The following is a 10948-nucleotide window of genomic DNA, read 5'->3' as shown; positions in this document are numbered from 1 at the left end:
TGATCAGCGTGGCGCCGGATGGTTATTTGAAGCGGGGTCGATCCCGCTTCACGACGCCGCGTTAAGGATTTGGCTGGAGCGCAAGCTGGCTGCGGAGCGACTTCATCCTGGCGAAAGCCTCCGCCATAAGGGAGCCTGCCAAGCCGCAATGTTGAGCCCATCGGTGGTGCGAGCAATCTCGGCGGCCAGGTCGTACTCAGAGACCGTCTTATCGACCTTGGCCTCGGGATGCAAGAATCAGGGACGTACCACTAAATGCCGCGAGCGGCAGGCGGCTCGCCGTTAGGCTGCAATCCGAGTAAAGTCCACCGCCATGGATGAGATCAACAACCCGCACGACGTCTACTTCCGCGAGAGCTTCACCCGGCGCGAGATCGCGCAAGACTTCCTGCGCCAGCACCTGCCGGCTGAGCTTGAGGTGGTGGATCTCGACAGCCTGGAGATCAGCAAGGACAGCGACGTCTCCAAGGAATTGCGCGCGTCGTATTCGGATCTGGTCTATCGGCTGCGATGGCGTGTGCCCGAGCAGGCCGATCCAGCGGCGCCCGAGCAGGCCGATCCAGCGGCGCCCGAGCGGGCTGATCCAGCAGGGCCCGAGCGGGCTGATCCAGCAGGGCCTGAGCGGGCTGATCCAGCGGTGCCCGAGCGGGCTGATCCAGCAGCGCCCGAGCAGGCTGATCCAGCAGAGCCCGAGCGGGCTGATTCAGCGCAGCCTGAGCGGGTTGATCCCGCCGCGCCTGAGCAGGCATCGGTGCAAGGCGCTCGCCATCCGGTCGCACCATCGCCGTCAGCAGAGCAGGGCGAAGCCGCCCAGGCCATGGCTGATCAAGCCGATGTGGCAGCGCGTGATCCGGCCGATGCGCCCGCCACGCTCGATCAAACAGCCGCGCCAGCCACCCTGGCACTCCACGTCTACATCCTGTTTGAGCACAAGCGCCAGACCGACGATTGGGTCTTGCTGCAACTGTTGCGCTACATCACGCTGCAGGGCGAGGCCTACCGCAAGCAGCATCCCGAGGCCAAGACCCTGCCGCCGGTCTACCCGCTGGTGCTCTATCACGGCCAGCGCCGCTGGCGCATGCCGAGCGACTTCCACGCCCTGATCCGGCCGCTACCAGAGGCGCTCAAGCCCTCTGTGCTACGATTCCACTAAGCGCTGCAGGATCTCTCACCGTGCAGCGACGCCGAGATCAAAGGCGATGTGCTGACCCGTCTGGTCCAGTTGGCGCTACGCTGGATCTTCAGCGACCAGCCGCTGGAGCATCTGCAGCGGTTGATCGCCTTGATCAACCAGGTCGCCGATCGCGACACCGCGCTACAGAGTCTGGAATCGCTGCTGCGATACGATGTCCAAGGGACACAACGGGTGGAAGAGGATGACGCCCGCCGCTTGTTGGAACAGACCGCACCGGGAGATCCCATCATGCAGACCTTTATTGATCGGTATATTGAACAGGGCCGCGAGCAGGGCAAGGCCGAGATGCTGCTGCGCCAGATGGAGCGCAAATTCGGCCCCATCGATGTCCGGCTACGTCAGCAGATCCAGGAAGCCGATGCCGAGACGCTGCTGGAGTGGTCCGATCGCATCCTGACCGCTGATTCCCCCGAGGCAGTGTTTCACTGAGCAGCGCGTTGGCCTGCTGGCGAATGGCCTCATCACCTCATCCCTCGGGAGCCTGCCAAGCGAAGAAAAGCAAGGCACAGAGTACCGATGCAGGGTCCGAGGACGGACCGACCCGTATGAGCGTTGACGCGGCTGTAATGGCGGCCGAGCAAAGGGGTCGGGTTGTTCCCGTTGCATCTTGGGTCAACTCCTTGCGGAGGATGAACCCCCGATGACAACAAAACCGTTTGTGACTTTGCGGTTGGAACAACAGGAGCCCGGTGAGTCGAGAGGCTCACGCCGGGTTCTGTGAGCGGCTGAGGGGCAGTTCCCTCGGCCGACTCGACCGCCTGCCCTTGTTACGAGTCTTAAGAATCGTAGAGGGCGAGAGGAGCACATCATGGCTCGATATTCCGAAGAATGCCGCGCCAAATAGCGTTCAAGGACTGCGTTTTGTTCCTCCAAAACCATGCTCATGGCTGTCTCGCTTTAGGTGCTGAAGCAGGAAAGAAATCCGGGTTGAGCACCTGCGCAAGTGTATACGGACAGCACTCCGGGACGGTGACTGTCTCACCATGCAGGGCAAAGGTCTTCTCTGCGGCGCGCCGTGCTTGCTTCCAAGCCTGGTCGAACAGCTCGGGGGCATGATGCTTGAGGCTGGGCGTTGCGTCGATTCGAGCTTGCGCCTGATCGCGGAATTCAATGATCTCTTCGGCCCAGTGGTTTCTTGGGGATTGAGCCGGTGAGTAGTCGAGTTTCAGCAAGTGCACCAGGATTTGCCGCAGCAACGATTGCAGGGCGAGTTTTTGCTCTCTTCCCATGTCTTCCAGCTCCTCGGCAATGTGCACTTGGTCAATGTGCGCCCAATGCCCCGCGCGCAGCAATGTGGATTGCTCCTGCGTCCAGCTCAGGAAATCGGTCTCGTAGGTGGCGGTGCTGGTCATTCGGCAATCCTCATGACTGGGATGGCGGCTCGGTTTCTGAAAGCGTCAGAGTATAGCGCTTGCCCCAGCACTCGAAGAACGCCGGATAGCGCGCATGATCCACCACCCTCAGCAGATCGAACTGCTCCGCCAGTGGCTGCTCCGGATCAAGCCGGCTGTCCGCCGGCCGCCGGCGCGGATAAAAACTCTCCTTGAAACAGATACCAGCGGCGGCTGGGGTCTTGTTGCAGGCGCTGGAACCAGGCGCGGTGCTCGTCGAGGCTGATCTCGTGGTGGCTGACCATGGCCCGGCGCACGGCGGGGGCGTTGCGCCAGGGGAGGATCAGCTCGAGGTCGGACTCGGTGAGCGGCTCAAGGGGCATCGGGAGCGATTCCTCGGCTCAGAGCAGTTTGACCAGCGCGGAGACCAGCACCGCCTGGGCGAGCAGGAGACCGGCGATCCACTTGATCAGATCGCCCTTTGCGCTCTCGATCTCAGCGCGCAGATAATCCTTGGTGACGATCTCCTCGCCGATGGCTTCGCGGAAGGCCTCGGCAATGGCTTCCGCCTGTTCCTCAGGAAGATTGGCCCGCCGGAGCGTTTGGATAAAGCGGTGAGTGTCGAAAGCGGTGACGCTCATTCAGGGCATCCTCGTTGTCGGGAATCGTTGCATCGCCAAGTTGACTCGCCGTGCGCCGCTGCCGTCGACGCATGCAGCGCTGACTGCTGATAGCCGTTGACGCTGCTGTGCATCGTTCCGCAAAGTTTGGATGGCGTCGCGGAGCCGCTCAGTCGTCACGCTATCTTGGTGACCAAGATACGCGATCACCCCCGCTGCAGCCAGCGCTTCGCAGGCTGGGCGCTGGTTCTCGGCGATGCTGATGACCAGACTCGGCAGACCGAGGCAGCAGCGCTCCCAGGTGGTGGTGCCGCCGGCGCCGATGGCGAGATCGGCCTCGGCCATGAGGTCGGCCAGGTGCGGGCGTGGCGGGTGTAGTTGGGTGTTGCCTCTTGTCTGCGCTAGCGCGGTGAGCCGCTCGCGGTGCGGATTGTTGGCGCCGATGACCAAATCGACGCTGAGCGCGGCGAGGTCGGGGGCGCTCAGGGCTTCGAGCGCGCGGCCGCTGAGATCGTCCAGGTCGGTGCCGCCTAAGAAGATCAGCACGCGGCGTACTGGTTGTTGCTCGCGTTGGCCGGGGTCGTCGCGTTGAGCCTCCGGGTCGCTGGGGTTCGCGCTCGTGCAGCGCCTCAGCCGTTGCCGTACCTCGGCGTACTCGGGCCGCAGCAGGGCGTAGCGCGGACCGAGCAGGCATTGGGCGCTTGCCGGCAGCCGGTCGGCGTAGCGCGCTTCGGCATTTGGGGCGACGTTCTGGTCAAGCAGCAGGTCGCAGGCGTGGCGGCGGTTGGCCAGGTCGTCGATCGCCAGGATCATCGGTGGAGACGATAATGTGCTCGAACAAAGCGGATGCCTGCGCGGCAGCGATCGACCAAGCGATCATCGGCTTCCCGCAGAAGTCGCGGATGTTCTTGCGCGGGATGCGCTTACTGCCGCCACGGGCGGGGATGACGCAGAGGTTAGATGTTATTGACAACAATCGATCCTTCCGGTTTGGAATCAGGTTGATGCACGGTTATCTCCACAGCCACGTCCATTTTTTCTTTTTATCGGCAGCTTGATAGGGCGCGCGTCGCGAGATTCCCGCTTGAGCTGCCATCGAATCGACCAGGGTCAGACTAAACGGGGCCTTTGGGCAGTCAACCGTGACCTTGTAGAGCTTTCCATCGACACGCTTGACCCATTGCTCATGGGAGGTGCCTTTCTGCGGTCGGGGCTCGAAATCAAGACTTTTCAATGCTTTCTTGACGTCTGAGCAGTCGAGCGGCGGCCAGCGGCTCATCGCGCATAGTGGTTGTTGTACGGTACGAGCGGCAATTTGGGGATGAAATCACGCACCCGCTGTCGGAACAGGAGGCCGAATAGGTGCAGGTGGATGAGTTGGTACTTGAGCCGCTGGCGCAGCGGGGCCTTTCTGCGAAGCAGTTGATTGGCGTAGGCGCGATCCTCACCCGCCAAGGCGTCAAAAACGTACTCCTTGATCTGATGATTGAGCTTTTGCCGGGCCTCTCGATAGGTTTTCCCCTGTGCGGCGAGGCACAGGTCCACGCAAACCGCGATCCAAAGGCAGTCGCCCTGCTGTTCGGCGTAGCAACGGAGGGTCAGATCTTGTGGTCTCATTGCGGGCTCTCCATTGACAACCCCGCGGTTCTTGTCCGAGCGATCCTGTATCTGCGCTGGGTCGCAGATGTTCTTTTGCGTGGGATGCGCTTGCTGCCGCCGCGGGCGGGGATAACACAGAGTTTCATTTGATTGTTGCCTGACCGCATCAGAACGCTTGCAAGAACTCGCGACCTAGCCATCCTTGGTTGACGAGTGTCGTCTTGATCAATAGCGGCGAGACGTGGAACTCGGCCGCAGCTTCTTCGATGTGGTCGTCACTCGGGTGCTCGGTATCCAGAAAGGCTTTCAGGTCTTCGACCGGACAGAGTAACTGCTGCGCGAACGCGCGCTGGAATTTCTGCCGGGCGGTCTTGGTCGTGGTTGCTGGCAGTAGGCGTTCGGCGTCGCTGGTCGCGAGGTAGTCGCCCAAGAGCCTGGCGACGGCAAAACGCCTGCCTGTCGGCGCGCGCGCCCCGATGGCGACGGCGAAGTGGCCGCTGTGTTCATCCCGAAAACCAGCGGAGATCGGGGAGAGTGTTGATGCGTTCGGGGTGAGCAGCAGCTGTTGCTCTGCGCCCAAGGCCTCGGCAAGCTGTGCATTGCTGATTGCGCCGGACCCGAGGGCCCAGTCATCACGCACGGCATCAGCGACCTCGTAAGCCCGTTGCCAGGGTGGCTCCTGTGCTTCAGTCAGGCTGTTTGAAACGCGCTTGCTATTGAGTTGTTCGTGAATCCGCTGCCGTAAGGATTCGAGATTCGGCATGGCGAGCCCTGATGCACTGTGCTCGCGGATGTTTGCGAGCCTATTCAGGGTGGCTTGCGTCGCGTCTTTGCACGCGGCAACCAACTCTTCTAGTCCAGACGGGCCGATCTCGGATTGGCGAGCCAGCAAGGTGTCGAGAAACGCGCCCGATTCCGCGCCTGGATCGAGGCCCGCCAAGGCCTCCAGTTTTCGCCAGCGTGCCGTCTGCGCATCCCGGCGCTCTTCTTGGATCTCGTTCCAGAGTGCTTCCAGCTCGGTGTCTTTGTGGCCAGAGGTACGCATCCGTTCGATCACCGCGCCGATGAACCGATCGACGCCACTCACCCAGGCGTCGAGACTGATGCGAAGGTCTTGTTGGACGAGGTAACGGATGTCTTCGGTCGCCGCGACGGTGCTCGATCGCATTCGCAGCGTGACGTCTTCGCCATCACTGATGAAGGTCAGCGAGGGCCACAGGTAGCCTGCGCCGATGGCGGCCAGGTTGTGTGACAACTGCCAGTCGAGGTGGTCAGCCTCTGGCTCCCAACACAGCCGCCACCAGTTCTCAGCTAGCCAGAACGTCAGTCGGTAGGTGCTGGCCCTGAAGGTTGGACGAACCGTCCTCGCCATGCGGTCTTCGAGCTCGGTCAGACAGAGGATGCCGGCGAAGAGGCCGATCTCGGCCTCGGCAACCCGATCCAATGCATCGCGCGCGGCGCTTTCGCGGGGCGAGAATTGGATGTCGAAGGCGAATGGGCTGCTCATGGCCGTTGTTGCCAGCGCTTGAGGATCTCGGTCCTGAACGGATCGTTTGCGGGCATGGGGTAGCCATGATAGGCGCCTTGCTCGGGGTTCTCCAACATGGCTTCGAGCGGTTCGCCAGCATCGGTGACTGCCCAGATGTTCTGCGGCCAGCCATTGCGTCTTTGCTCACTGATCAGCCCGCGCCGGAGGATGCCGGCACGAAGCAAGTTGAGGGCCGCAGCGCGCGTTAGGACGCCGGTATCATCGCATAAGGATTTGTCGGCGCGACGATGCGCGGCTGGCGGGGTCAGTCCAAAGTCCCCAGGATTGCGTTTGTGCTCGGGATTGCCGCCGTAGCTGATGCGACTGGCCAAGGAGCGGTCCTTCTCCTGCGCTGAGACAAGCTTGCGTTTGGTGTTGTACCTGTTGCGCCGGGGTTTCATGGCAGTGCCTCGTTTAGGTGCAGGCAAACTCTATCCTGCTGTGCCTCGGTCAGCCCCGGGTAAAGCGGCAGGCTGATCGCGCGCTCATAGTAGGCCTCGGCCACTGGGTAGTCACCTTTGGCGAAGCCGAGCCGCTGATAGTCGGGCTGCGTGTGCACCGGAATAGAGTGCACGTTGACGCCGATTCCCGCATCGCGCAGGGCCTGGAAGCTGTTGGCGCGGGTTGCGCCGTCGGCAACTTGGATCGAGTATAGGTGCAGCGCTGAGCGGTGTTTGGGGTCTTGATAGGGCGTGCGCACCGGCAGCTCGGCGAGCCGCTGATCATAGCGCTCGGCCAGCGCCTGTCGGCGGGCGATGTAGTCGTCGAGGCGCTGCAGTTGGCTGAGTCCGAGCGCGGCCTGCATGTCAGTCATGCGGTAGTTGTAGCCCAGCTCGATCTGCTCATAGTCCCAGGGGCCAGCGGGCTCACCCTGCATCCGCGCCGGGTCGCGGGTGATGCCGTGGCTGCGCAGGCGACTCATGCGCTCGGCCAGATCGGGGTTGTTGGTGGTGGCCAGGCCGCCCTCGCCGGTGGTGATGAGCTTCACCGGGTGGAAGCTGAAGACGGTGATGGCGCTGTGGCGGCCATTGCCGACCGGTTCGCCGTCGCAGTGCGCGCCAATGGCGTGGGAAGCGTCCTCGATGATGCGGAAGCCGTAGCGGCGGCCTAGCTCGCCAATCGCCGCCATGTCGCAGGGCTGGCCGGCGAAGTGCACCGGAATGACGATCTTGGGTAGTTGGCCTGTCTTGTCGGCCTGCTCCAGCTTGGCGGCGAGGGCCTCGACGCTGAGGTTGTAGGTGTCCGGGTCGATGTCGACGAAGTCCACTCGGGCACCGCAGTAGCGGGCGCAGTTGGCGCTAGCGACGAAGGTATTGGGCGAGGTCCAGAGCCAGTCGCCGGGGCCGAGATCGAGCGCGCGGCAGGCGAGGTGCAGGGCGCTGGTGGCGCTGTTGACCGCCACGCCATGGGCCGCGCCGACCTTGGCGGCAACGGCCTGCTCGAAGCGGGGCACGGCGGGGCCTTGGGTGAGGAAGTCCGAGTGCAGCACAGCCTCGACCGCGGCGATGTCGGCCTCGGTGATGGCTTGGCAGCCGTAGGGGATCATGCCGGGTCGTTGACGCTGAAGTGCGGGTCCAGATGCGCGCGGATCAGCGCACGCAGTTGCTCGACGCTGAGGAAGTCCGGATTGGTGCCGCTGCTGTAGGCGAACCCTTCTAGGCCTCGATCAGGTTCTGGGCGCCGAGGATGTTGGTCTTGATGCACTCGAAGGGATTGTACTCGGCGGCGGGTACTTGCTTGAGCGCGGCGGCATGCACCACGGTGTCGATGCCTTCGAGCGCCCGATGCAGGCGTTTGTAGTCGCGCACATCGCCGATGAAGTCGCGCAGTCCCGGCTAGTCGGCCGGGCTGAACACCTGTTCCATCTCGAACTGCTTGAGTTCATCGCGGCTGTAGACCACCAGGCGCTGGATGTGCGGATGCTCGGCCAAGAGGGTCTTGACGAAGGCCTGGCCGAAGGAGCCGGTGCCGCCGGTGATGAGCAGGCCTTGTATGTGGTGCATCGGTGTCTCCCGGTATCTCCCGAGGGCGTTCCAGGACGGCCGCGGTAGGGGATTGCGCAAGCCACTGAGCTTAATCGATCTTGGGCCTGTTTGCCTGCGGTGATGTGGCTTGGGGTTGCGCTGGGGCAAGGTTGGGTGGCTCCACACGCGCTTGCGTTGCGCCGTCCATGTCGACAATCGACAACGCCGTCCACGTCTTGCTCACCACGGCGACGGACTCGGTGGTCTCGGTCACCGAGGAAGGCGAGCCCATGTTCACCCATGGACGCCATGGCCTCGAGCTGCTCAAACCCGGCCGCTTCCAGCCGTTGGTCTATGAGCGTGAGCGCCTGTTTCGTTTCAACGGCGCGGTCCTTGGGATCTGGACCGAGGTCTTACACACCGGCAGCCTGTTTGGCGAACGTGTCGCCTCCATTGAGATGTCGCCAGAGGACAGCCAACAGGTCAAGTGCCGTGAGGATTGGGCTGCGCTGTTGGCGCGCTTGAGTGCGGCCGGAGGCTGACGCTCGCGGTTTCGGCCGAATCCGGATACAGTCGTCGCCATGGACGAGATCAACAATCCCCATGACGTCTACTTCCGTGAAAGCTTCACCCGGCGGCGGTCAGTCCACGGCCTGCTCGGGATGGCGAAGTGCCCAGTCGAGCAGCTGATCCCCCAGCGCAAAGAGCCGGTCTCGAGCAGGATCATCGCATCGACCACTGCGGGTGCGTTCCAGACAAGCGTCGATCCGTGACGCGGTACCTACCGGGACTAAACACGTAACCATATTATTTACCGCGAATGAATATCCGGTTTTTTATTGATCCACGAACAGATCTACCGCACATTTACAATCATCGCGTCTCTGAAGAAGAGGTGGAAACGATACTGTTGAATCCGGCAGAGGATCGCCCAAGCACCGAAGTCTCACGAATTTCTATTGGCCAAACCGATTCGGGGCGATTTTTAAGGGTCATTTATGTGCCTGATCCGGAACCAAATAGCGTTTTTGTGATCACAGCTTACGACCTTAAGGGTAAACCGTTAACGGCGTTTAGGCGCAGACACAGGCGAAAATCATGATGAATAAAAATGTTTTTCCACCAGGCTGGGACGAGGGCAGAGTTGCCAAGGTACTAGAGCATTACGAAACCCAGACGGAAGACGAAGCCGTAGCAGAAGACGAAGCCGCATTCGAATTATCTGGCCAAACACTTATTGAGGTTCCATTGGAACTTGTGCCTATAATTCGGGAGCTGCTCGCAAAATACAACGCAGGAAGTTCAGACTTAACAATCACCGGCTAAAAATCAGGGAATTAAGGGGGCTTATATGGTTCGCCCCGCGATGCAAGAGGAAACTCGCTGATTTAGTCGAAGGAAACATTGCGGCCAACTATCCGGCAGCACCCGATCAACCCCTGGCGCTCCCGCCGCATTTTCACTAGAGTTCGAGTTGGCAGAGTCCTCAATCATGTTTCTCAACCCAAGGTTAGTTTCCTTCTCCAAGGGTATGAGAAACTGAGGGTTCTGCCAACTTCCTCGTTGGCCTAAAGCCGACCGTTATGGTTGGTCTTGGCCGGGGTTATGATCAAGGCCGGCAAGTTATTTCCATGAAACTTTGGATGCCATTGAGAATCCAACCGTTATCGTTAGTGGAAATAATGGCACATTTAAAGCAGCTAAGTCACCAATGGTGATCTGCTGACCAAGGCCGACTTCCGCAAGATCCTGGATTTTCATCGCGAGGAGGAGAGCGATTTCACCGTTGGCGCGGTGCGCTATGACATCTCCGTGCCCTACGGGGTCTTGCTACAAGAGGACGATCACATCCAGGGCATCGTCGAGAAGCCGGTGTATCGGCATTACGTGAATGCCGGTATCTACCTACTGAACCCCGAGCTACGACAGCGCATCCCCAAGGGCCAACGGACGGATATGACCGATCTGATGACCATGCTGTTGGCGGAGCAGAAGCGCCTGCTGACCTATCCGATTATTGAGTATTGGCTGGATATTGGCCGACATCCGGATCTGGAGCTGGCTCGGGCGGAGTTTGATGTGCATTTTGGGGAGGGGTGAGGGGCCTACCGCAAGCAGCATCCCGAGGCCAAGACCCTGCCGCCGGTCTACCCCTTGGTGCTCTATCACGGCCAGCGCCGCTGGCGGATGCCGAGCGACTTCCACGCCCTGATCCGGCCGCTGCCAGAGGCGCTCAAGCCCTACGTGCCACAATTCCGCTACGCGCTGCAGGATCTCTCGCCGCGCAGCGACGCCGAGATCAAAGGCGATGTGCTGACCCGTCTGGTCCAGTTGGCGCTACGCTGGATCTTCAGCGACCAGCCGCTGGAGCATCTGCAGCGGTTGATCGCCTTGATCGACCAGATCGCCGATCGCGACACTGCGCTGCAGAGTCTGGAATCGCTGCTGCGCTATGATGTGCAAGGGACACAACGGGTGGAGGAGGATGACGCCCGCCGCTTGTTGGAACAAACCGCACCGGGAGATCCCATTATGCAAATTCGGCCCCACCGATGTCCGGCTGCGCCAACAGATCCAAGCGGCCGATGCCGAGACGCTGCTGGAGTGGTCAGATCGCATCCTGACCGCAGAAACCCCGGAGGCGGTGTTTCACTGAGCACCGCCAACAACGAGCCTGCAGTTGTGGCTCTGATGGCGCGCCAACGCCGAGC

Annotated in this window: 18 protein-coding genes and 2 pseudogenes; 8 read left to right on the top strand and 12 right to left on the bottom strand. The window is 61.4% G+C overall.

What is annotated here, in order from left to right; all coding sequences use genetic code 11:
* Positions 1–313: 313 nt before the first annotated feature.
* Together CCR96_RS09285 and CCR96_RS09280 are read left to right on the top strand one after the other, a co-directional pair.
* Complete coding sequence (locus CCR96_RS09285) at positions 314–1153, top strand: Rpn family recombination-promoting nuclease/putative transposase (protein ID WP_201219843.1); 840 nt, start codon at positions 314–316, stop codon at positions 1151–1153.
* Between the two features lie 48 nt (positions 1154–1201).
* Positions 1202–1624, top strand: coding sequence for a DUF4351 domain-containing protein (locus CCR96_RS09280; protein WP_338035855.1), 423 nt, complete (start codon positions 1202–1204; stop codon positions 1622–1624).
* Between the two features lie 452 nt (positions 1625–2076).
* Here CCR96_RS09280 and CCR96_RS09275 read toward each other — a convergent pair whose 3' ends face one another.
* From CCR96_RS09275 to CCR96_RS09220, 12 genes and pseudogenes are all read right to left on the bottom strand, one after another.
* Entirely contained in the window at positions 2077–2547 is a 471-nt protein-coding gene (locus CCR96_RS09275) for a DUF29 domain-containing protein (RefSeq protein WP_201219842.1), read from the bottom strand.
* Positions 2548–2693: 146 nt separating this feature from the next.
* Positions 2694–2909, bottom strand: a complete 216-nt coding sequence (locus CCR96_RS09270; RefSeq protein ID WP_201219841.1) for a hypothetical protein — start codon at positions 2907–2909, stop codon at positions 2694–2696.
* An 18-nt stretch (positions 2910–2927) separates the two neighbouring features.
* On the bottom strand, positions 2928–3167 hold the full coding sequence (locus CCR96_RS09265; protein WP_201219840.1) for a DUF1640 domain-containing protein: 240 nt from the start codon (positions 3165–3167) through the stop codon (positions 2928–2930).
* Positions 3168–3959, bottom strand: a complete 792-nt coding sequence (gene pseG, locus CCR96_RS09260; RefSeq protein WP_201219839.1) for a UDP-2,4-diacetamido-2,4,6-trideoxy-beta-L-altropyranose hydrolase — start codon at positions 3957–3959, stop codon at positions 3168–3170.
* Entirely contained in the window at positions 3901–4119 is a 219-nt protein-coding gene (locus tag CCR96_RS09255; RefSeq protein WP_338035854.1) for a cytidylyltransferase domain-containing protein, read from the bottom strand. Before CCR96_RS09255 ends, pseG begins: the two co-directional genes overlap by 59 nt.
* Positions 4120–4158: 39 nt before the next feature.
* Positions 4159–4425 carry a type II toxin-antitoxin system HicA family toxin gene (locus CCR96_RS09250; protein WP_201219838.1) on the bottom strand — a complete coding sequence of 89 codons (267 nt, stop codon included), beginning with the start codon at positions 4423–4425 and terminating at the stop codon, positions 4159–4161.
* A complete protein-coding gene (locus CCR96_RS09245; protein WP_201219837.1) occupies positions 4422–4763 on the bottom strand; it encodes a hypothetical protein in 342 nt (113 codons plus the stop codon). The genes CCR96_RS09250 and CCR96_RS09245 overlap by 4 nt, the downstream gene beginning before the upstream one ends.
* Positions 4764–4911: 148 nt before the next feature.
* Positions 4912–6252 (bottom strand): hypothetical protein, encoded by a 1341-nt coding sequence (locus CCR96_RS09240; protein ID WP_201219836.1) that lies wholly within the window; start codon positions 6250–6252, stop codon positions 4912–4914.
* Entirely contained in the window at positions 6249–6674 is a 426-nt protein-coding gene (locus CCR96_RS09235) for a hypothetical protein (protein ID WP_242518792.1), read from the bottom strand. The genes CCR96_RS09240 and CCR96_RS09235 overlap by 4 nt, the downstream gene beginning before the upstream one ends.
* The gene (gene pseC, locus CCR96_RS09230; RefSeq protein WP_201219835.1) at positions 6671–7819 is read right to left on the bottom strand and encodes a UDP-4-amino-4,6-dideoxy-N-acetyl-beta-L-altrosamine transaminase; all 1149 of its coding nucleotides are present in this window, start codon (positions 7817–7819) and stop codon (positions 6671–6673) included. Before pseC ends, CCR96_RS09235 begins: the two co-directional genes overlap by 4 nt.
* Positions 7816–7977, bottom strand: a complete 162-nt coding sequence (locus CCR96_RS09225; RefSeq protein WP_201219854.1) for a hypothetical protein — start codon at positions 7975–7977, stop codon at positions 7816–7818. Before CCR96_RS09225 ends, pseC begins: the two co-directional genes overlap by 4 nt.
* Positions 7929–8276, bottom strand: a pseudogene (locus CCR96_RS09220) (polysaccharide biosynthesis protein). Before CCR96_RS09220 ends, CCR96_RS09225 begins: the two are co-directional and overlap by 49 nt.
* Before the next feature lie 167 nt (positions 8277–8443).
* Here CCR96_RS09220 and CCR96_RS09215 point away from each other — a divergent pair.
* From CCR96_RS09215 to CCR96_RS09190, 6 genes and pseudogenes are all read left to right on the top strand, one after another.
* Complete coding sequence (locus CCR96_RS09215; RefSeq protein ID WP_201219834.1) at positions 8444–8779, top strand: glycosyltransferase family protein; 336 nt, start codon at positions 8444–8446, stop codon at positions 8777–8779.
* A 39-nt stretch (positions 8780–8818) separates the two neighbouring features.
* Entirely contained in the window at positions 8819–9010 is a 192-nt protein-coding gene (locus CCR96_RS09210; protein WP_201219833.1) for a hypothetical protein, read from the top strand.
* A gap of 47 nt (positions 9011–9057) precedes the next feature.
* Positions 9058–9339 (top strand): DUF4258 domain-containing protein, encoded by a 282-nt coding sequence (locus tag CCR96_RS25530; protein ID WP_201219832.1) that lies wholly within the window; start codon positions 9058–9060, stop codon positions 9337–9339.
* The gene (locus CCR96_RS09200; RefSeq protein WP_201219831.1) at positions 9336–9563 is read left to right on the top strand and encodes a hypothetical protein; all 228 of its coding nucleotides are present in this window, start codon (positions 9336–9338) and stop codon (positions 9561–9563) included. The genes CCR96_RS25530 and CCR96_RS09200 overlap by 4 nt, the downstream gene beginning before the upstream one ends.
* Positions 9564–9953: 390 nt before the next feature.
* A pseudogene (locus CCR96_RS09195) lies at positions 9954–10337 on the top strand (sugar phosphate nucleotidyltransferase); the annotation flags it as partial.
* 57 nt (positions 10338–10394) lie between these two features.
* Positions 10395–10948, top strand: a 554-nt coding sequence (locus CCR96_RS09190; protein WP_338035853.1) for an Rpn family recombination-promoting nuclease/putative transposase, incomplete at its 3' end; no start/stop codon positions are given.

The organism is Halochromatium roseum (assembly GCF_016653315.1).
Taxonomy (GTDB): domain Bacteria; phylum Pseudomonadota; class Gammaproteobacteria; order Chromatiales; family Chromatiaceae; genus Lamprobacter; species Lamprobacter roseus.
Note: the sequence above shows the minus strand (reverse complement) of the source record. Positions and strands in the feature narration are given on the sequence as shown.